The organism is Paenarthrobacter aurescens (assembly GCF_025421775.1).
Classification (GTDB): Bacteria; Actinomycetota; Actinomycetes; order Actinomycetales; family Micrococcaceae; genus Arthrobacter; species Arthrobacter aurescens_B.
Window position 1 is genome coordinate 517131 of sequence record NZ_JAOEFX010000004.1, and the last position, 20066, is coordinate 537196.

The following is a 20066-nucleotide window of genomic DNA, read 5'->3' on the forward strand; positions in this document are numbered from 1 at the left end:
CCTACTTCTCCGCTGCGCCGGGGCAGCCCCAGGAGTTGGGGTTTTCCTGGCAGGTGTCGGCGACGAGTGCTCTTTCTGTTTTCCAGACCAGGATGGTTTTGGCTGGTGTGGTGAGGTCGAGTGTTCCGTTGATGGGTAGTGGTGGGCCGTTGTTGACGGAGTAGGTGCCGGTGAAGCTGGTGGTGAGGGCGGCTTGGTAGTTGCCGGTTTCGGTGTAGATGTGGCTGGTGCGTGTCTCGTTGGTGAGCCATTCGGTTTGGGGGATGGAGTAGCCGGCCCCCGGTGTTGGTCCAAGGGCTGTTCCGTCGCCGAAGGTGTAGGTGTAGCTGGCGGGTGTTGCGGTCAGGTGCACGGTTTGGCCGAGGATGGTGACGTCGAAGCCCTGTTCTCCTGCGGTGGCGTAGAAGTTGGTGGGTCCGCCTTTGAGGGTGTGGGGGAACGGTTGGGCTTCGAGGGTTCCTGGATTTACGGGGAGTTGGCGGAAGTCGTTGAGGATGCGGGCGGCGATGTTGGCCAGGACGTTCTCGGGTTCGGGGGCGTACAAGCACGTGGGTCCGCTGACGGCTGGGTAGTCCGTCCACGTCGGATTCGTGATGGATTTCGGGGCCTGCCTCCAGATCACGGGTGTGCCTTCTTCTCCGTCTGGTGTCTTGGCAGGGCAGTCCATCGTGAGGCAGCCTTTGTCCGGCGTGTCAGTTCCGCCAGACCGGCAATGGACGTCCGCCATGTACTGGTTTGGATCCTCAGAGGCGGCCGAGTCTGATGGCATGTTCGTTGAAGGTATGCCAGTGACTGGATCAATAGTGAACTCGGCACCCACCGAAAGTGAGCGATCAATGAAGCCGGCTCCTGGGCTTGGTGTGGTCGCAGCCCAAGAAGACGCTGGACAAAGCATCGTAAAACAAAGCATCGTAAATACGAGCAAAACACCGACAGCTGCGTAGTGGACAGAGCGGGGTTTCATCTAATAACGCCAAGATCCGTCGTGGACCAAGCCCCATCAGTGAACACACCAACGAAGGCAGCCGCGTCATTTATTGCCGCTGTCGGTTCTCGACCATGGGAGCCATCAGCGTTCTGGTATGAGATCTGCTGTTGCAAGATTTGAACTTTTGCCGGTTGCGATTCCGCTGACGGCTGCCAAAGTACTTCAATTACAGGGGTTTGATACTTTCCGCCAACCAGCCACCGCCCCTCGGTGTAGTTTGTAGCGACCGCCGTCAAGAGGTCCGCGCAGAGCACGCAGCTCTCGCTGGATAGTTCCTTGGCTCTTGTGGTTTCGCCTGTTTCGTATGCGTAGCTAAGAAGCTGGAAGTAGTACCTAATAAACGCTTCCAGCCCTGCCTTCGAGTTCTCCTTCGCCAGGTCGGGCATCACGGGAACCGGTACATTCTGTGCCTTCCCTTTGGCATCCGCGGGCTTGTACACGGCGGCCGCTGAAGGAGTGGCCGAAGCCGCCGGAACCGAAACGCTCGTGGTGGGCGACGCCGTCGTCGAACTTGATTCTGAGGGTGATGCGTTGGGCGTGGAAGCGCCCTGACAACCGCTGAGGAGGAGCGCCAATGCCACTCCCGTAACCAGTGTCCCGGCATTCGGGAAACGAAAAGTGGCAGACGAAAGGCGTGGCATGACAGGCTCCCCAGCAGCTGTTTGGCGGTGTGCCGGTCAGTCTAAGCCGGGGCCGGAGCAGGTTTCATGTCAGAAATGGCGGCCTGTGGATAAGCGCCCGCCAAAACGATCTACCCCCGCAGCTTCTCCATATCCCGGCGGTCCTTCTTGGTGGGCCGTCCGGCGCCGCGGTCGCGCTGGGGGAGGCCGAGCTTGGGGGCGACGGGGCGCGGGGGAGTGTGGTCGGTGAAGCAGTGTGAGGCGGCTTCGGCCCCGACGCGCTTGGCGATCAGGCGCCGCACCTCGAGGATCCGTTCCCAACCGGATTCGCGGACCCGGATGGTGTCGCCGATGATCACGCTTTGCGAAGCCTTCACCGGGTTTCCGTTGATGCGGATGTGCCCGGCACGGCAGGCGGCCGTGGCAGCGGAGCGGGTCTTGTACGCGCGGATCGCCCACAGCCAGGCGTCGACTCGGACGTTGGCTGGGGAAGAAGAGGGGATGCTCATGATTGGAACGAGTCTAACCGGGGCAGAGCGGGCTGGCGAGAACGCCGGAATCACGCCGGATCGCCCGAAACACGCGGGATGGTCGGAAAGCTCCGGCGATCCCGCAGCGTTCCAACGATCTCGGCTAGGCGGGGCCAGGAGGAACGGCCTAACGCACCGTCACCTCAACCCGTTGCGCCATGTTGTTCCCGATGCCCTGGTAATTCCAGACCTGCTCGGTAGGCTGCAGCGCGCCCGACGTATCCATCGCACGGCACCGCAGCACATGCTCGCCGGGGCTGGACACCCACACCATGGACCACGACCGCCACGCGAAATCACCCACAGGTGGATCCAGATGTGCGGGCATCCACTCGCCGTCGATCCCCACTTCCACCCGTTCCACCTCGCCGTGTCCGGACCAAGCGCGTCCGTGCAGCATGACAGGACCGGCTTCCACGATCCTTCGCCGGGTAAAGAACTCAGGGATCCCCGGTGGAACCATCAGGGAGCGCACACGGATATGCGTCACTGGCAGGCCCGGCCCATCGGGGCCCTGCAGATAGTGGTAGGCGACTGCCTGTTGGAACCCCATGAACCGCGACGTCACGGCCTCGATCGACGTCAACCACTTCACGCTCGCCATGCCGTACCAACCCGGCACCAGCAGCCGCAAGGGGAACCCGTGCTGGATCGGCAATGGATTGCCGTTCATCGCGTAAACAAGCATGACTTCGGGATGCATGGCCTCGGCGATGGAAAGACTGCGGGCATAGGGCTCTTCGACGCCGCCCTGGATGCCGTTGTCGGCACCGGTAAAGACAAGTTCGACGGCGTCACTCGCCAAACCTGCCTCCTCCAGAAGGGGTGCCAAGGGGGTTCCGGTCCACTCGGCCGTGCCCACCGCACCCAGTACCCAGGGCTGGCTCAGGGGTCGCGGTGCCAAGAGTGACCGGCCGTTGCCCGCGCATTCCAGCGTGACGGGCATGGTGACGGCAGGCCGCGCTTTGATGTCATCGAGGCTCAGTTCAAGGCCACGTTCAAAAGCGCCTCCCAGCCGCAGCCGCCACGTCTCGGCGGATACGTGCGGGATGTCGAAGTGGATCAGCAGGTAGTGCAGGCCCGCCGGCGTGATGTCGTCGTGCAGGGCCTCCAGGGGCATGGAATGGTTCCGCCCGGATAGTTGCAGTTCCTCGTGGGTGAGGGGGCCTTCGGTCGGCTGTCCTGGGGCAGTGGCCTTGGTTGCTCTTTGCTTGACATGGTGCTTGGACATGGGACGGCGGCGTTCTACTGGGAGCTAACGCTGCGGAGTGCCGCAGCACTTAGGACAAGGATCACGCCGCGGGCCGAACTCCGTCAATAGCTCGTTGCGAGGCCCGCTCTGCGCTCTAAAGAAAGCCCAAAGTGTGCAAAGCGGGCCGCGCAACGGAAGGGGGCCTACCGGCGTCGCAATTCCGGGTATTCAAGGTGAGGGGCAACAGTGCCGGCGTCGCGCTCCAGGAAGTTGACTGCGGGTGCCACGATGTCGTCGATTTCGTCCAGGATGGCTTCGCTGAGCACGACGTCTGTGGCTTTCAGATAGTCGGTGAGGTGTTCTTCGGTGCGCGGCCCGATGACCACACTGGTCACGGCCGGATGATTCAGGGCGAAGGCGACGGCAAGCTGAATGAGGGTCAATCCATGCCGGGCCGCGAGCTGGGCCAGGGCGTCAACCGCATGCAGCTTGCCCTGGTTGAACGGCGCGTTGACGTCGAAGCGGCCCGGAACCGCCGCTGATCGGGAACTTTCCGGCTGGCCGCCGCCGACGCGGTAATCGCCGGACAGCCAGCCGCCGTCGAGGGGTCCGTAGCTCAAAACCCCGACGCCGTACTGCTGGGTGATGGGGAAGACGTCACGTTCGTTGGCGCGCACCAAAAGGGAGTAAGGAACCTGGTCAACCACCGGTGGGGTCAGGTGGTTGGTGTTGGCGATCCACTGGGCCTCAACAAGCTGGGCTGGGCTGAACACGGACGTGCCGTAGTAGAGGATCTTGCCCTGCCGGATGAGGTCGTTCAGCGCAGTGATGGTCTCCAGGAGATCCGTGGTGTAGTCGGGGCGGTGCGCTTGGTAGAGGTCGATCCTGTCGGTGTTCAACCGCTGCAAGCTGTCCTCCACGGCCCGGACAATCCACCGGCGCGAGTTGCCTGCGTGCGCCGGGTTGGAGCCCATCTGACCGTGGAACTTGGTAGCGAGGAAGACTTCGTCGCGGCGGCTGTGGATGGCCTGGCCCACAACGGTCTCGGCTTCGCCCTGGGAGTAGATGTCCGCGGTGTCGATGCTGGTGATACCGGCGTCGAGGGCTGCTTTGATGATGCGGATGCTGTCGGCGGGTCCCGTCGGAGCGGCGCCGGTGCCGAAGTTGAGGGTGCCCAGCGTGAGGGGGCTGATCAGGGCGCCAGTGCGTCCAAGCGTTCGTAGCTCGTTGAGGCTCATGTCGGCTTCCTGTGGTGGGACAGTGCTGAAGTCCAGGCCTGGGTCGGTGGCCATGGATGTTCAATCGAGGCTACACACGGCCGTAGGAGGCATAAACGCAAGCGGTAGAACTTCTTCGTTTTTCGTCTTGCGAGGTAATGGAAGAGGCCTTACTTCGCGACACTTCTTGACACGCAGCAACACAAATGTCTTTCGAATCAACAAATATTGCCGTAGCCCGAAGCAGGTGAATTATGGGAAAGGAACTCAAGCGACGCACGAAGGGGACAGCAGAATGACACAGACCACAGTGGAAGAAACGGCGGCCATCAAGGCTGCATTTGCACAGTTCCCGTCCGGAGTTGCTGCCTTCAGTGCGATGGTGGACTTCACGCCGGAAGCCTTGGTGGCCTCGTCCTTCACAGTTGGCGTTTCGCTGGAGCCGCCCCTGGTGATGTTCGCGGTGCAGAACTCCTCCACAACCTGGCCGAAGCTCCGGCAGGCCCAACGGTTGGGTGTCTCGGTCCTCGCAGAGGGACAAGAAGCAGCCGCACTCCAACTGGCTTCGAAGACCCGCGATCGCTTCGCCGGACTCGATACCAGCGTGAGTGATTCAGGCGCAGTACTGATCGACGGCGCCGTGCTGGGCTTCGAATGCGAAGTTGTCTCGGAGACGCCCGCAGGGGACCATGCGATCGTGGTTTTGGAGGTCAAGGCAACCACCATCAACCTCGAATCGCAGCCGCTCATCTACCACGGCGCAGCGTTCCGACAGTTGGCCGCTTAGCCAAACTAGGAGTTGCGGCTGGCGCTGCTCAGCGAACCCTTACGAATGGGGCTCGGAGTCTTTCCGTTCTTGGAAGGGTTCGGGCCCGTATTCTTTGCGCCATTGCCTTGGGCAGGGCTCTTGGAATCAGCCGGCTTCGCAGGAGCGTTGCCGGGCTTCTTTGCGGGGATGTCTGGCTGCTTCGGCCCAGGGGTTTTACCGTTCGACGACGGCGTGGGTTCGCCAAGGTCGCGGACGGTCACCTTGATGGCGGGCGGCTGCCCTGCCTTTGCGCGGGCGGCTGCCCGCTCGTCTGCCTTGGCCACCGCGTCAGCCCAATCCTTCGCCAGAACAGGCGGTTCCTTGGTGGCTGCCACAACGATCGGATGGTGTGCGGTCTGATGTTCGACCACTGACTTCACCTCTGCCGGCTTGGGCAGGTTGCGGGGGTCCACTTTGGCCTTCCATGCGCCGTCCTTGACAGCGGCAGACGCACCCGAGAGCCGCCGTCGAACGTCTCCAAGGAGGTCCCGCTTGGGTGCCACAGGTTCTGTGGACTCCGCCGGTGCAACGGCTGCAGCAGGTTCTTTGCTCGGGATCTTGGCGGGTTTTGCCGCCGGCGCAGGGCGTTTTGCCGTGGGCGCGACCGTTGCCGGGGCCGGCACTTGTGTCGTGGACCCGGTTTCGAGGTAGGCCAGGTCATCAAGCGGAGACGCGACAGGCTGTGGGGACTCGACGTTGCCATTCACCGGGACAGGTACGCGCGCCGGAGATGGGGGCAACTGGACGATGGGAGTGGTCTCCTTCTTGGGGAAGATCCCGACCATTGCGAGGAGCACGATCGACAGCAGTCGCCCAACCCCAGCTACCACCAGAGTGATGATGATGATCAACCCGAGACCCAGGAACATCAGGACAGCGAGTCCAAGTGTGCCCAAATACGTCAAGTTGATGGCGAGTGTTGTCGGATCCTCCACGTAGCCTCCCCTGGCTGTCGTTTTGTGATGCGCGCATTGCCCACCCAGCTTGCGTATCTAGCCTAAGGTCCAGCACCGACGGAATCACGCCCCACCGCCTACTCTGGCGGGGTTGTTTCAAAGCTGTTATATGGCGTGGGAAAATATGTTGCCCAGCTCTCATTTACAGCCTCAGATTGGGACCTCGTGACCCCTGACCTTGCCCGACTCCGCAACGGCGCCTGCCCCTGCCTCTCCGGGGAGCAATACGATGATTGCTGCGCGCGATTCCACCGAGGGGACGCCGACGCGCCTACTGCCGAGCAGCTCATGCGGTCCCGCTATTCGGCCTTCGTCGTCCTGGACCCCGGCTACCTCCTGCGCACCTGGCACGCCTCCACCCGGCCGAAATCCATGGACCTCGATCCGGACATGCAGTGGCGCCGGCTGGACATCCTCGCAACTGGCAGTGGCGGTCCCCTGGACTCCACCGGCACCGTGGAGTTCGCCGCCCATTACAGGCTCGACGGCGAACGCGGCGTCCAGCGGGAAGTCAGCAGCTTCGTGCGTGAGGGCAGGCGCTGGTTCTACGTGGACGGCGACGTCGGCTAGCGGACTACCGGTATTTGCGGTGCAGATTCTCCTTGGTTGAAGCACCGGGCGAGGCGTCGCCGATCCAGGGGCCGGTTCCTTCGGATTGATCCAGGACTCCGGCCTCCAACCAGGCGTAGTCGCCGGCGAGGACCTTGCGCGACAGCTCGCGATCGCCGTCGTCAGTATTCCTCCACAGCTGGTCGAAATACTCGTCCACCCGCACGCGTGCCTGCTCGCAGAACGCTTCGGCCAGCTCGAATGCTGCCGCACCCTGTTCGGGGTGCTTGCGCAGCAGCATCTCGGCCCTCGAGCAGCATGCGGCCATGGCGAACAGTTCGGCGCCGATATCCACGATCCTGCCCAGGAACGCCTGCTTGTGTTCCAGCTTGGCCTGCCATCTGCCCATGCCGTAGAAGGTCTGCCGCGCAAGCCGCCGCGACGACCTCTCAACGAACCGCAGTTGCTTTCCCAGACGGCCAAACTCAGCGTAGGACCGCGGATCCATGCCTGCGCCCGCCACAAGTTTTGGCAGCCATTTTGCGTAGAAACCAGAGGCCCCGACGGCGGCCCTCGCCTTGTCCTGCAGGCTCGCGTCCGCTGATGCGAGGTCGCCCGCGGCGGCGAGGTGTGCGTCCACTGCTTCGCGGGCAATCAGCAGTTTCATGATCTCGCTGGATCCCTCGAAGATCCGGTTGATGCGGAGGTCGCGGAGCAGTTGCTCGGCCGGTACGGCGCGTTCGCCCCGGGCCTCCAGTGAGTCGGCCGTTTCAAAGCCACGTCCGCCACGGATCTGGACCAGTTCATCAGCAATCAAGCAGCTCAGTTCCGTGGACCACAGCTTGGCCAGGGCAGCTTCGATGCGAATGTCCTTCAGCCCGGCGTCGGCCATCTCAGCGGACAGCTCAAACACTGCCTCCAGCGCAAAAGTGGTGGCGGCGATGAAGGCGATCTTCTTGCCCACTGCCTCGTGCTTGCCAACCGGGCGCCCCCATTGGGTCCGGGCGTTGGACCATTCGCGGGAGATTTTGAGGCTCCATTTTCCGGCGGCGACGCAGAGCCCCGGGATGGATAGCCGCCCCGTATTCAGGGTGGTGAGGGCGATCTTGAGTCCCTGGCCCTCGCGGCCGAGCCGGTTGGCCACAGGTACCCGAACCTGGTGGAACCGGGTCACGCCGTTTTCAATCCCGCGCAGGCCCATGAATACGTTGCGGTTCTCCACGGTGATGCCGGGGGAGTCCATTTCCACGACGAAAGCGGAGATTCCACCCTTGTGCTCGGTCCCGTCCGTGTCGGTATGGGCGGGGACCCTGGCCATGACCACCACGAGCTCAGCGATCACGCCGTTGGTGGTCCAAAGCTTGACGCCGTCCAGAAGGTAAGAACCGCCGTCGTCCGACAGTACGGCAGTGGCGCCCATGCGAGCGGGGTCGCTGCCGACGTCGGGCTCTGTCAGGAGGAAAGCCGTGATGGCGCCGGCGGCGCAACGCGGCAGGTATTCCTGCTTCTGCTCAGGCGTGCCGAATTCCTTCACTGGCTCCGGAACGCCGATGGATTGATGGGCGGAAATCAGGGCGCCGAGGCTTGGGTGTACCGACCCCAGAAGGGCCAGTGCCCGGCCGTAGTAGACCAGGGACAAGCCCAGGCCGCCGTATTCACGGGGAATTTTCATGCCGAAGACACCAAGATCTGCGAGCCCTTTGAGGTACTCATCAGGAATCCTGGCATCGCGTTCAATGGTGCGGCCGGACATGGTTTTGGCGAACGTGAGCAACCGGCCCATGAACTCCTCGCCCCGCTCCACGTCGTCTGCCCGTGCTTGTGGCCACGGGTGGATCAGGCTGAGGTCGAAGCTGCCCAGGTAGAGGCCCTTGGCGAAGCTGGGCCGGTTCCATTCGGTTTCGCGCGCGGCTTCGGCGACGGCGCGGGCCTCTTCTGCGGTGGCATTGACGCTTGCGGCGGCGAGACTGTTGTCAGTGGCGGACGTCATGGGGTAACTCCTCTAGCCGGTTGTGCCGGATGGAGCCAGGGTCCGCCTTGGGTGGGAACCCTTCAGCTGTCCCTCAATGCTACCCGCGAGTAGCTACCCGTGCTAGGGGAAATCTGCGGCTGGAATTCGGCCGGAATTTCCACTTGTCCAGCGTGGTGGACCAGGCGGTCCCACGCAAAGTTAATGCCGTGGACAAGGCCTCCAAGTACACCCTTGACGGTGTACCAGACCATGCCCATGGCCCCGATAAGAATAATTGTTGCCATTGCTGCTGCGGCGATAAATGCCACCAGAATTGCAGCGAAGACCAACGTTCCAATAACTACGTAAGTGCCTGTTTCCAGCGCAGTGAAATCGAAATCCATGGTTCCCCCCCGGAGCGACGGTGCGTGGGTCGGCGCGGCGTGGATGCGTCGATGCTCTGACACTAGGGGTGGGCGTGCATTCCGACCAGAGGAGAAACGCGTCGCGACGGCGTTGATATGGGATCGAAACCATACCGGACGGTAGGTTACGAAATGGTTTCGGTGGGGAGGTTCTGACGCTCTGCGTTAACCTTGTACGGGGCAGTTTCCGCTGCCAGCCAGGTTTCGCAGCAGCTGAAGGAGAGTAGTTGTCCCGTTCAGCCATGTCCTCCGCCGACGCCATCAGCGCACGGCTCCGCGATCTCGAACAGCTGACCCGGGGCCCGGCATGGGCCCTGACGCGTTCGGCGCCATGGGTGATCGCTGTGCTGCAAGCATCCTTCACCCGAACCCGTCCGCAACTTCCGCTCGAGGAGTTCCATGCCGACGTCGACGCGTTCCTTGAGCAGCTCCGCCGCCAGGACCCCACGCTGGGCGGCCAGCAGAACGGCAAGCTGTTCGGCGACGAATGGACGCGGAAGCAGTTCCTGACGCGTCGCAACCAGTCGGGGCAGATCGTTTACGAAGTCACGGAACCTGCAGCCCGTGTGCTCGCGTTCCTGGACAGCCTCTCCAGCGAGCGTTCCACGTTGAACGGGTCGCGGCTCGGCACACTTCTGGGTGATGTTGAGAAGCTCGCCAACGAGACAAATCCGGACCAGAGCGCACGCTTGGAGGCTCTCGAGGACGAAATCCAGGAGCGCCAGCAACTGGTGGAGGACATTAGCTCGGGCGAGTTCGATGGCCTGCTGGATGACGAAGAAGCCGTGGAAGCTGCAGGGAACATCCTGGACCTCGCAGCCAGCCTGCCCGCCGATTACAAGAAAATGCGTGACCGGATCGAGGAACTGGTGGGCGAGCTCCGCAACCAGATCATCGAGGAATCGTTGAGCAAGGGCGCCACTATGGCCCAGGTTTTGGAGGCCGACAAACGCCTGCGCCAGAGCCCGGAAGGCCGCACCTTCCGCTCCTTCACTGCCTTCCTGGAGGACCCGCAGCAGCAGCTGCGATTCCGCTCGGCGATCGGCGAGGTGCTGAGCAGGCAATTCGCGGACGACCTCTCCCATGAGGACCGCGAAACCCTGAAGAACCTCGTGGCCGAACTGCGGCAACAGCATAGCCAGATCCAGCGCATTTACGGGAAGCTCTCCGAAAGCCTGAACACCTACATACAGAGCGACGACGTCAGGCAGTCCGTCAGTCTGCGCAAGGTGCTGGCCGAGGCCGAGCAAGCCATCCGTTCCCTGCCGTACGAACGCGACCGACCCGGCCTGGTGCGCGGACCGGTCCTGTTCAACGCCGGGTTCGAGTCGCTGGCCATGGTCAAACTTTTCGACCCCGACGAATTTGCGACACCCCCACGCCTGGCCGATCCCATCGCGTTCAGCGATTCGGACAGAGTGCGTTCGGCTCGGACCGGTAAAGCCAAGCCCGCCGTGGTGCGGGCAGCCATGGCCGGCGCAGCCACGTTGGGCGACGCATGGGAGAACCTGCCCGCCGAAGAACGGCACATCAACACCGTGCGCACCCTGCTGTCCATGGCACTGCAGACCGGAGCGGCCTTCGACCGGGCCGCCTGGGAACACATCGACTTCGAACAAATAGACGGCAGCATCCGCACGGCGTACCTGCCTGTCGTCACGCTGAATGAGGATTCTGATGACTGAGGAAATCACGACAGAAGAAGTCACGACAGAAGAATCCACGACGACGGAATTCACGACGACGGATGTCGCCGAAGCGGATGACTTCACGGGAACGGATGGGGTCACCGACGAGGTAGCTGAGGCGCCCCCGGCGGCCAGCCACACTGACCCGTTCCGGGTCACGCCGCGCGACTCCTTCGTGGACGGCGCTGCGCTCTTCCCCGGCGATACCGGAGTGCTTCCCATGAAGGTGCGGCACGCACTGGTGAAGCTCCTGAAGGGCCCCTACATCGACGGCGGCCGCGACGAGAAACTATGGACCACCCTCCTGGACAACCAGCTGATCCTCCGCAGCCGCCTCTCTGAGCTCTTCCTTACCCTCCAGCTCGATCACGACCGCAAGATCGCAGTTCTACGCCCCGTTGATCCGGAGATCATCGGCGCCAGTTCCCGTTCGAGCATCCTGCGCCAGCAGCGCGCCCTGAGCCGCGTGGAAACCATCGTTTTGCTCCGCCTGCGCCTCCTGTTGGACCGTCACGTCACCGCCCAAACAGACCCCACGATTACCCGCGAAGAGATCTCGGACCTCGTGGCCAACTACACCCCGGCCGGCCAACAAGATGCCCTGCGCGACTCCGACGTGGTCACGCGCACCATCACCAAACTCCTGGCCCGCCAACTCCTCCTTCCCACCCCGTTGGACGACAGCTACACGATCAGCAACGCCCTGCCACTGGCTCTCCCCTTCGAGAACATCGGCGATATCCCAGCCCAAATAGAGGCCCTGATAGCAGTAGCCGCCGACGAGTCCGGAACAGAACCCCTCCTGGACCTGGACACCTCTGAATCTTCCGCGGATGGGGACGACGACGCCGATGCCGCCCCCGCCCCTTCGCCGGACAGCACTCGTCCTGCGGACGATGCTGCCGGCTCCGACAGGCCCGAAGCCACTCCCGGGGCGGCATCGGCGTCGTCTACCTCGCGCGAGCACCTCACCGAAGCGAGCGGCGATGCCGGAGACATGCGGCAGCATGCGTCTAAGGGAGGCACGACCGAGCATGCAGAGCATGTGTCCGGTACCGCCGCGATAGGCGACCCAAGTGCGGACGGTACCGCCGCGATAGGCGACCCAAGTGCGGACGGTACCGCCGCGATAGGCGACCCAAGTGCGGACGCTACCGCCGCGATAGGCGACCCGGCAACAGAGGAGGCTGGCAAGTGACCATCGCAAGCATGCTCCCGCTCGGCGAGCTCATGAACCCGGGCCAGATGCGTTTGGCCCTCGTGCAGGTGGTCAACTGGGGCACATTCCACGGCGCCCACACCATGCATGTGGACCGGAAGGGCACTCTTCTCACGGGTAACTCGGGCGTTGGCAAGTCAACACTGTTTGACGCCATGCTCCGTGTTTTCGATGCCCGTCCGCGCTCGAACGAGGCTGCTGCCCAGCGTTCCGGCGGCGCTGTGGAGGACAAGAGGACCACGTTCACCTACATGCGCGGCAAGGTGGGTGATAAGGCGGTCGGAGATAGTTCGGCGAGTGCCTTCCAGCGCCCTGGTGCCACCTGGTCCGCCGTCGCGCTGACGTTTGATAACGCGGCTGGCACGAAGGTGACGGTCTCGGCGCTCTTTGACCTGCCGAAGAACGGCACGGAGTCGAGCGTCGGGCGCTTTTACGTGATTGACAGCAAGCCGTTGGACCTCGAAGCGATCGAGGGCATTGCGCAGAAGCGGTTCACCAAGGGCGCCTTGGAATCCATCTTCCCCGAGGGCCAGGTTTTCGATGTCCACAAGGCGTTCGCCGAGAGGTTCCGCCGGTTGTTGGGTATCAACTCGGACCAGGCGCTCCCGCTGCTTCGCGTGATCCAGGCGGGTAAGGGCTTGGGCGGCAGCGTGAATACGTTCTTCCGCGACCAGGTGCTGGATGCTCCGGCCACGTTGGCTGCCGCAGATGATGTGGTGGAGGAATTCAGCAACCTGATGTCGATTCGGCAGCGGTTGGAGGATGTACGGCAGCAACGCGACCAGTTGGCTCCCGTGCCGGGGCTGAACAAGGAGTACGCACAGGCATTGTTGGACGCGAACCGCCTCCGCGAGTTGGCCGGCGAGGAGTTCGAGGCCTACAAGCAGCAACTCGCTGTCACGGTTCACGCGAAAACGCTGGCGAGGTTCAAGGAGTTGGCGCAGTCCAAGGCCCAGGAACTCGCCGCCGAACGCACGGTCCGCGATTCCCTGTCGAAGGAACTCCGCGACCTTGAGCTGGATTACAACAACCGCGGTGGCAACGCGATTTCGGCGATTGAGCAGTCGTTGGAGAATGCCCGGGTTGGCCTCAAGCTGCGTCAGCAGGTGGAGGATTCGGCCAGGAAGGCACTGGCGGATGCCGGGCTGAACCTTGAGTGGTCCGCCGAGGGCTGGGACCAGGCCCATGAGCAGGCAGCTGCCCGTTCGGCTGAGTTGAAGGACGATTCGGAGGCCCTGAAGGAACTTCGTTTCGAGGCGTTCGACGGCCATGCCACCAAGAAGCGCGAGCTGGCCGCGGCTCAGCAGGAGTTGCTGTCACTGCGTTCGCGCAAGTCTCTGCTGCCGCCGTCGAGCATTGAAAACCGGGCTGCCATCGCAGCGGCAACCGGGGTCCCGGAAGAGCGGATGCCGTTTGGCGGCGAGCTGATCGACCTCGCAGAGGGCCAGGACCAGTGGCGCCCCGCTGCGGAACGCGCCCTGCGTAACCTTGCCACCACTTTGCTGGTGCCGGGTGAGCACTTCGCCGCCGTCACGCGGTACTTGAACGACAACACGGTCAGGGGCGCCCTGCGCGCTGTTGATGTTTCCAAGCCGCTCGCCGGTGGCGCGCTGGCTGTTGAGGACGTGTCCGACGGCGACCTCTTGACTAAGTTGAGCATCCTCACTTCGGGCGGCAACGCCGACGCAGGGGAGTGGATCCGCGAGCGGATCGCCCTGGATTTCGCGTACCCGTGCGTGGAGGACCCGGACGAGCTTGCCGCGTTGGACAAGGGCCTGAGCCTGGGTGGCGTGGTCAAACGCAACCGGCACACGGTGGAGAAGGACGACCGGTTCACGAGCCGGCAGGATTACGTCCTCGGCTTCGACAACGCCTCCAAGCTGGAACTTGTGGCGGCGCGCGTGGGCGAACTGGAAAACGAACTCGCGAAAGCCGCGGAACTGGCCCAGAGCCGCGAGGATTCGCACCAAGGCATGGCCAGGCAGCTGGAAGCACTTCGTCGCGTCGCTGAAGATGAGCGGCCGTGGGAGCAAGTATCCGCAGCCGTCGCCGCAGACGAACTCGCCCGGATCGAGCAGCGCCTCACGGACGCTTTGGCCGCGCAGGCGGACCTTGAGCCTTTGCGTGCCAACATCGAAGCAGTGCGGGAGAAGCACCAGTCCTCCACAGGTACGGCCGCCGTCCTGCAGAGCGAATACAAAGCACTCGACCACAAGATGACCACGGCTGACGGCCTGCTCGATGCGGCGAGGCTGAAGCTCGAGCAAGCACCGCCGTCGGGCTCCACCGTCACTGCGTTGGAACCGTACTTCGACGGCGTCGCTGAAGTCTCCGAGTTGTACGAGCTGGACAATCTGGCCAACAGCGTCCGTAACAAACTGCTCGATGAGCTGCACGCGGCAGAATCCCGCGGTCAGGCGACGGCTGAGCGGCTGACCCGCATGTTCGAGGGCTTCGTGCGCGACTGGGGAAGCGCCATCAGCGCGGACCACGGCACATCGATTGGAGCCGCCGGGGACTTCGAATCCCGGTACCACGCAATCGTCAGCGACGGCCTGCCCGCCCAGGAGGCCGAGTTCCGGCTGTTCTTCAACCAGCGCACGCACGAGTCCTTCAGCACGCTGTTGCATCTGCTGGATGAGGAGCGCCGCAGCATCACCAGTCGCATCCTGCCGCTCAACGGAATCCTGTCCGAGGTCAACTTCCATGAGGGCAGCTTCCTGGAACTGGACATCAAGCAGACACTTCCTGCCACGGCCAAGCAGTTCAAGGATGCGATCCAGAACGCCCTGAAGGCGAAGCACACACGGCCGTCCCGTGGCGCTGCTGCTTCGGCAACAGAAATCGACGACGACGCCGAGCTCACCGCGCGCTACAAGTCGTTGGAAACGTTGGTGAAACGGCTGGGATCACAAACCCCGGAGGATCGCCGTTGGCGGTCAGAGGTACTGGACGTTCGTGGGCACCTGTTTATCCAGTGCAAGGAGCACCGCGAGGTTGCTTCGAAATCGGGCAAAACCGGCACCGGCAAGGCAGCCAAGCGGAAAACCGAAGTCTTCATGCATGCCGACACCGGGTCCATGTCCGGTGGTGAGCGCCAGCGTTTCACGGCATTCATCATGGCCGCGGCGCTGAGCTACCAGCTGGGCATCGCTGAGCAAGGATTCACGACGTATGGCACCGTGATGATGGACGAAGCGTTCGTGCTCGCATCAGAGGAATTTGCGGGCGCGGGCATCAAGGCCCTCCACGAGTTCGGGTTCCAGCTGTTGCTGGCCGCCCCGGAAAATGTGATCGACCTGTCCAGGCACCTCGGATCCGTCACGGAAATCCTCAGGGACAAGCGCACCAACCGCTCGGGTGTGCTCACGGCTCCGGTCATCGGTGGCCCGGGAGAGCCCGGTGCATGGCGGTCGGAGGCCAACCCGGTGGACATCGTCCTGCGCTAGGGTCCGTGGCAAACTCGCTGCATGACTGATTCCGTGCCCGGGGAATCCGTCATCAGCCGGGTGGTCCGGTTGATGACGGCCTTTGACCGTTCGCTTCCCACCATGACCCTGTCCGGGTTGGCGCGGCGGGCGGGCCTCCCCCTCACCACCACCCACCGGCTTGTGCAGGAGCTGGTACGGCACGGTTTGATTGAGAAGGTCTCCGGGGATGAGCTCCGCGTGGGCATGCGGATGTGGGAACTCGGGGCCCGTGGATCAACGGCGTTGGGCCTGCAGGAAGTGGCGCTGCCTTACATGGAGGATGTCCAGGCCACGGTTCGGCAGCACACCACCCTGGCAGTGCTGGACAGAGGATCCGTTCTCTACGTTGAGCGGTTGTCTGCTCCGGAATCTCCGCTGGATGCGGCCCACATTGCCCAGCGCATGCCGATCCACGCGGCGTCGTCCGGTCTGGTGCTCCTGGCGTATTCAGACAAGGCTTACCAGGACGAGATTCTCTCGCAGCCCCTCACGGCCGTTACTGCGGACACCATCACCGACCCATCGACCATTCGCAAACACTTGGCCGAAATCCGGCAGCGTGGGCACGTTGCCATTCCAGGGATTGGTCACATGGACTGGATCGGGATAGCCGTCCCTGTCTTCGGAGCTTCCGGAAAGATCGCGGCGTCCCTCAACGCGATCGTCCCCCGCAGCGAGGCCAACGTCCCGGCCATCATTCCGTCATTGCTGACAGCGGCCCACGGTATCTCGCGGACCCTCGGCGCTGATAACAGGCTTCCGGGTTCGCAGCGGCTCTGATTTCAGCGACTCATTCCGCTCAGCGGAAGGGCTGTTCATTCGCTGACCGCAGATCCACAGACTGGAGTCCTGCATCACATCAGCCCGGCGGAGACCTTGCAGATCCCGCCACAAGCCGAAAGTAGGACAACGATGTCTGAGCCTTTGACGTGCCCCGTCGCAGCCGTGGAGCCAATTGACGAAGCGTCACGCCGAGTGTCGGGATCCGGCTGTCCGATGAGTCTTTCGGACGCGACTCCCCACTCCGACGGCGAGTCGGTTGCCGTCGTCGAGCATGATCCGATACAGCTGCCGCCCTACTCCCACGAACTGGACTGGCCCGAGGGGCTGGAGCCATTCAAAGTGGTGGACGACGGCAGTCAAGGCGACCCGTACGCTCACTACCAGTGGATGCTGGAAAACGCACCGGTGTTGCGCTGCCACACGCCGCAGTCGGACGTCTGGTTCATCACCCGCTACGACGACGTACGGAAAGGCCTCCGCGCGCCGAAGATTTTCTCGTCCCAAGTAGTGGATCCGATCCCGCTGACCTTCCTGACCCTGTTCGATGCCCCGAACCATGGCCGACTCCGGCAGGTGGTAGCCCAGGCGTTCACCCCCAAGGCCGTTGCGACGTTTGAGGAAAGGGTGCGGGAAAACGCCACCAAGTACCTGGACGACATGCTCACCGCCGGTGGTGGTGACGCCGTGGACGATTACGCGATTCCCCTGAGCATGTCCACCATCAGTGCCCTCCTGGACGTTCCCAACCCGGACTTCGACAAGCTCAAGTTCTGGTCCGACGAGACGTTCAGCTACTTCGGCCGGCTCGCACGCAACGCCAATGGCACCGGTACCGACGAGCAAAGCGCTTTCGCCTTCTTCGAATTCCTCAAGGAAAACCTTGAGAGGCTGTACGCCGAGGAGAACCAGTCCGTTGGCGGACAAATCGCGCGGATGTGGAAAGAGGGGCTGCTCAGCGAGAAGGAAGCCAAGGAGCTGTGCGCCTTCGTCTTCGTGGCCGGTCATGACACCACCACCATCCTGATCGCCAACGCCTTCCGTGTCTTCGCGGAGAAGCCGGAACTTCTGGAACGCGTCCGGGAAACACCGGAGGACGCCGAGCTGTTCATGGAAGAACTCGCGCGGTACCGCGGAACGGTGCAGAGGGTCAGTCGGATCACCACCGAGGACGTTGAGGTCTCGGGAGTCACCGTCCCCAAGGGTTCCGTGGTGCGCCTCATGCCTGCCGCGGCCAACTGGGATAACCGGAAGTATCCCAACGCGGCAGTGTTCGACATCGACCGCAAGCCGGAAGGGCACCTCGGATTCGGCCACGGTGTGCACAGCTGCCTTGGTGCTCCGCTGGCCCGTCTGGAAACCACAGTGACCATCGAGCTCTTGGCACGGAGGCTCGCCACCATGGCGTTGGATCCCGCTAAGCCAATCGAGTATGTGCGCGGCAACAACCTCACCAACTCCGGTCCGGAGCACCTTTTCGTCACGATGGAGAAATCCAATGCATAAGCCACACGTCCCTGCAGAACCGATCATCATCATCGGGGCCGGACACGGTGGGGTCTCCGTCGCTGCCGGTCTGCGGACGCAAGGTTGGGAGGGGCGGATCCTGCTGATCGATGGGGATTCGCGGCTGCCCTATGAGCGGCCCCCGTTGTCCAAGGAGTTGCTCAAGCCTGGCTCACCTGAACACGTGACCCCGCTTCGCCGTGCCGGGTACTACGAGGAACGGGGCATCGAGACTGTGCTCGGGCTGGACGTCCGGCAGATCGACGTCGAAAATCGCTCGGTCACATTGTCTGACGGCAGCATCCGCGCCTACTACCGGCTGGTGATCGCTACCGGTTCCACCGCGCGTGCCTTGCGGATCCCGGGCGGTGACCTTCCGGGCGTACAAACGCTGAAAACGTTCGACGACGCCACCCGGCTCAGGGGGCAACTCACCGCGGGTGCACGCGCAGTCATTGTCGGCGCCGGCTACATCGGCCTGGAGGTGGCAGCGGCGGCGGCTGCACTCGGATGTGACGTTACGGTCCTTGAATTCCAGGATCGTGTCATGAGCCGTGTGACGTCCGAGCCTGTTTCACGGTTCTTCGAACAGCATCATGAGAACCATGGGGTGCGCTTCGTTTTCGGTGCTGCCGTAACGGCCGTTGAGGGCGACGGCCGGGCCGAGCGGGTCCTGACGGCCGACGGCGAAAGCTACCCTGCCGACGTCGTGATTGCCGGAATAGGTGTGGTTCCAAACCAGCAGTTGGCCGAGGCTGCCGGGCTGGAGTGTAACGACGGCATCCTGGTGGACGAGCACGGGCGGACGTCGCACCCGGCGGTCTATGCCGCCGGCGATGTCACCCGCTTTACGAGTCCTTTCGACGGATCGAGCCTCCGCCTGGAATGCATCCAGAATGCCCAGGCCCAGGCGGACAGCGTCGTGCATCACATCATGGAGAAGCCGCGGAAAGACGCAGACATACCGTGGTTCTGGACGGTGCAGCATGGCGTCCGCCTTCAGACAGCCGGCGTGCGTCACCCGGACGATGACGCGATTGTGCGAGGGGCAGTGGAGGACAAGAAATTCTCTGTGGTTTACCTCCGTGGCGGCAAGGTGTCCGCCGTGGACACCATCGATTCCCTCAAGGACTTCATGGCGGCCAAGAAGCTGATCGCCGCCGGGGCAGCTGTCGACCCGGTTCTGGCATCCGTCCCGGGCACCCCATTGGCGGAAGCCGCAATCTGATTTTTCGACCCAGGAAAAGGATCCTGCAATGAGCATCAAGAACATTAACGTCATTGACCGTGAAGGCCAGGAACACGCCGTCGAGTGGTCAGCCGATCAGTCCCTCATGGAGGTCCTGCGGGATAACGATTTCCCCATCCTCGCGTCCTGCGGCGGCACCGCGTCCTGCGCCACGTGCCACGTGTTCCTTGAGAAGGAAGCATTCCCTTCCGCCGGGGAGCGCAGCGAGGATGAGTTGGAATTGCTCGTCGAAACGGACACGTACGTCGAGGATCAGTCCAGGCTCTCCTGCCAATTGGGCTTCGAAAGTTCCTGCGAAGGGGCCACTGTCACCATCGCCCCGGAGTAGGACCGGCCCGCCCAAGTAGGTAGCAGATCATGCCGTTTTGAGGGTTCTCAACGGCACTTGCTGCTACCTACTTGGGACTAGTTGATTACTAAGCCCGGACGCGGTCCAGGAACTGTCCGGTCCTGGATTCCAGTCCGGCGATTTGCCGAAGCACGACGGCGGCCGGGTCCGGGTTGATCTCGTTGACGGGCGGTTCCTTGCGCACATTGGTGCTGCAGCCGAACTCGGCGCAGATCAGTGTTCCCACGGTGTTGCCGTCCTTGCCGGATTGCCCGGCTTTCTTGGCGACCCACAGGTAAACGTCGTCCTTGGAGAAAACGTCGCGGCACAGTTCGCAGAGGACTACGCGCCTCTTCCCGGACCCACCTTCAGGGGCGCGGAGCAGAATTCCTGTGAGCTTGCCCCGGTGCGGAACCACGAGGTAACCGCGCTGGGGCATTTTCTCGTCGCGCCAACCAAGGAATTCGAGGTTGTCCCAGTCGAGGGTTTCGAAGTTGTGCGGAAGGTTGAGCTTGGCGGCCTCGGAGCGGCTGGCGTTGATGAAGGACGAACGGATCTGTTGGGCAGTGATTTTCTGCATGGCAAAGCTT

The 20066-nt window shown here is 63.0% G+C and carries 18 protein-coding genes and 1 pseudogene; 10 read left to right on the plus strand and 9 right to left on the minus strand.

Features of this window, described 5'->3' with window-relative positions:
- Position 1 precedes the first annotated feature (1 nt).
- Together N7568_RS11590 and N7568_RS11595 are read right to left on the minus strand one after the other, a co-directional pair.
- The gene (locus N7568_RS11590) at positions 2-622 is read right to left on the minus strand and encodes a PKD domain-containing protein (RefSeq protein ID WP_261609972.1); all 621 of its coding nucleotides are present in this window, start codon (positions 620-622) and stop codon (positions 2-4) included.
- Positions 623-960: 338 nt separating this feature from the next.
- Positions 961-1374, minus strand: a complete 414-nt coding sequence (locus N7568_RS11595) for a DUF6318 family protein (RefSeq protein WP_261610018.1) — start codon at positions 1372-1374, stop codon at positions 961-963.
- Positions 1375-1405: 31 nt separating this feature from the next.
- Here N7568_RS11595 and N7568_RS11600 point away from each other — a divergent pair, with 31 nt between their 5' ends.
- Entirely contained in the window at positions 1406-1540 is a 135-nt protein-coding gene (locus N7568_RS11600; RefSeq protein WP_261609973.1) for a hypothetical protein, read from the plus strand.
- Positions 1541-1739: 199 nt separating this feature from the next.
- Here N7568_RS11600 and N7568_RS11605 read toward each other — a convergent pair whose 3' ends face one another.
- From N7568_RS11605 to N7568_RS11615, 3 genes are all read right to left on the minus strand, one after another.
- Positions 1740-2117 carry an RNA-binding S4 domain-containing protein gene (locus N7568_RS11605; protein WP_018779945.1) on the minus strand — a complete coding sequence of 126 codons (378 nt, stop codon included), beginning with the start codon at positions 2115-2117 and terminating at the stop codon, positions 1740-1742.
- 148 nt (positions 2118-2265) lie between these two features.
- Positions 2266-3369: a sulfite oxidase gene (locus tag N7568_RS11610; RefSeq protein WP_261609974.1), complete on the minus strand. Its 1104-nt coding sequence runs from the start codon at positions 3367-3369 to the stop codon at positions 2266-2268.
- 164 nt (positions 3370-3533) lie between these two features.
- Positions 3534-4568: an aldo/keto reductase gene (locus N7568_RS11615; RefSeq protein ID WP_306422851.1), complete on the minus strand. Its 1035-nt coding sequence runs from the start codon at positions 4566-4568 to the stop codon at positions 3534-3536.
- Between the two features lie 274 nt (positions 4569-4842).
- On the opposite strand from N7568_RS11615, the gene N7568_RS11620 reads away from it, so the two are divergent.
- Positions 4843-5334 carry a flavin reductase family protein gene (locus N7568_RS11620; protein ID WP_261609976.1) on the plus strand — a complete coding sequence of 164 codons (492 nt, stop codon included), beginning with the start codon at positions 4843-4845 and terminating at the stop codon, positions 5332-5334.
- Between the two features lie 5 nt (positions 5335-5339).
- Here N7568_RS11620 and N7568_RS11625 read toward each other — a convergent pair whose 3' ends face one another.
- Positions 5340-6290: a hypothetical protein gene (locus N7568_RS11625; protein WP_261609977.1), complete on the minus strand. Its 951-nt coding sequence runs from the start codon at positions 6288-6290 to the stop codon at positions 5340-5342.
- Between the two features lie 186 nt (positions 6291-6476).
- Between N7568_RS11625 and N7568_RS11630 the strand changes: the two genes are divergently transcribed.
- Complete coding sequence (locus N7568_RS11630; RefSeq protein ID WP_261609978.1) at positions 6477-6881, plus strand: YchJ family protein; 405 nt, start codon at positions 6477-6479, stop codon at positions 6879-6881.
- 4 nt (positions 6882-6885) lie between these two features.
- On the opposite strand, the gene N7568_RS11635 is transcribed toward N7568_RS11630, so the two are convergent.
- Entirely contained in the window at positions 6886-8850 is a 1965-nt protein-coding gene (locus tag N7568_RS11635) for an acyl-CoA dehydrogenase family protein (RefSeq protein WP_261609979.1), read from the minus strand.
- 62 nt (positions 8851-8912) lie between these two features.
- Positions 8913-9215, minus strand: coding sequence for a hypothetical protein (locus N7568_RS11640; RefSeq protein WP_261609980.1), 303 nt, complete (start codon positions 9213-9215; stop codon positions 8913-8915).
- Positions 9216-9463: 248 nt separating this feature from the next.
- On the opposite strand from N7568_RS11640, the gene N7568_RS11645 reads away from it, so the two are divergent.
- From N7568_RS11645 to N7568_RS11675, 7 genes and pseudogenes are all read left to right on the plus strand, one after another.
- The gene (locus N7568_RS11645) at positions 9464-10921 is read left to right on the plus strand and encodes a DUF3375 domain-containing protein (RefSeq protein WP_261609981.1); all 1458 of its coding nucleotides are present in this window, start codon (positions 9464-9466) and stop codon (positions 10919-10921) included.
- Positions 10914-11783 (plus strand): annotated as a pseudogene (locus tag N7568_RS11650) (DUF4194 domain-containing protein); the annotation flags it as partial. The gene N7568_RS11645 and the pseudogene N7568_RS11650, both read left to right, overlap by 8 nt.
- Before the next feature lie 335 nt (positions 11784-12118).
- Complete coding sequence (locus N7568_RS11655) at positions 12119-15592, plus strand: ATP-binding protein (RefSeq protein WP_261609982.1); 3474 nt, start codon at positions 12119-12121, stop codon at positions 15590-15592.
- A 21-nt stretch (positions 15593-15613) separates the two neighbouring features.
- Complete coding sequence (locus N7568_RS11660) at positions 15614-16393, plus strand: IclR family transcriptional regulator (RefSeq protein WP_261609983.1); 780 nt, start codon at positions 15614-15616, stop codon at positions 16391-16393.
- Between the two features lie 216 nt (positions 16394-16609).
- On the plus strand, positions 16610-17899 hold the full coding sequence (locus N7568_RS11665; RefSeq protein ID WP_261609984.1) for a cytochrome P450: 1290 nt from the start codon (positions 16610-16612) through the stop codon (positions 17897-17899).
- A complete protein-coding gene (locus N7568_RS11670; protein ID WP_261609985.1) occupies positions 17892-19127 on the plus strand; it encodes an NAD(P)/FAD-dependent oxidoreductase in 1236 nt (411 codons plus the stop codon). The genes N7568_RS11665 and N7568_RS11670 overlap by 8 nt, the downstream gene beginning before the upstream one ends.
- A gap of 28 nt (positions 19128-19155) precedes the next feature.
- Positions 19156-19476 carry a 2Fe-2S iron-sulfur cluster-binding protein gene (locus tag N7568_RS11675; protein ID WP_261609986.1) on the plus strand — a complete coding sequence of 107 codons (321 nt, stop codon included), beginning with the start codon at positions 19156-19158 and terminating at the stop codon, positions 19474-19476.
- Positions 19477-19564: 88 nt separating this feature from the next.
- Here the strand turns inward: N7568_RS11675 and N7568_RS11680 are convergent, their stop codons facing one another.
- Entirely contained in the window at positions 19565-20056 is a 492-nt protein-coding gene (locus N7568_RS11680; RefSeq protein ID WP_261609987.1) for an FBP domain-containing protein, read from the minus strand.
- Positions 20057-20066 lie beyond the last annotated feature (10 nt).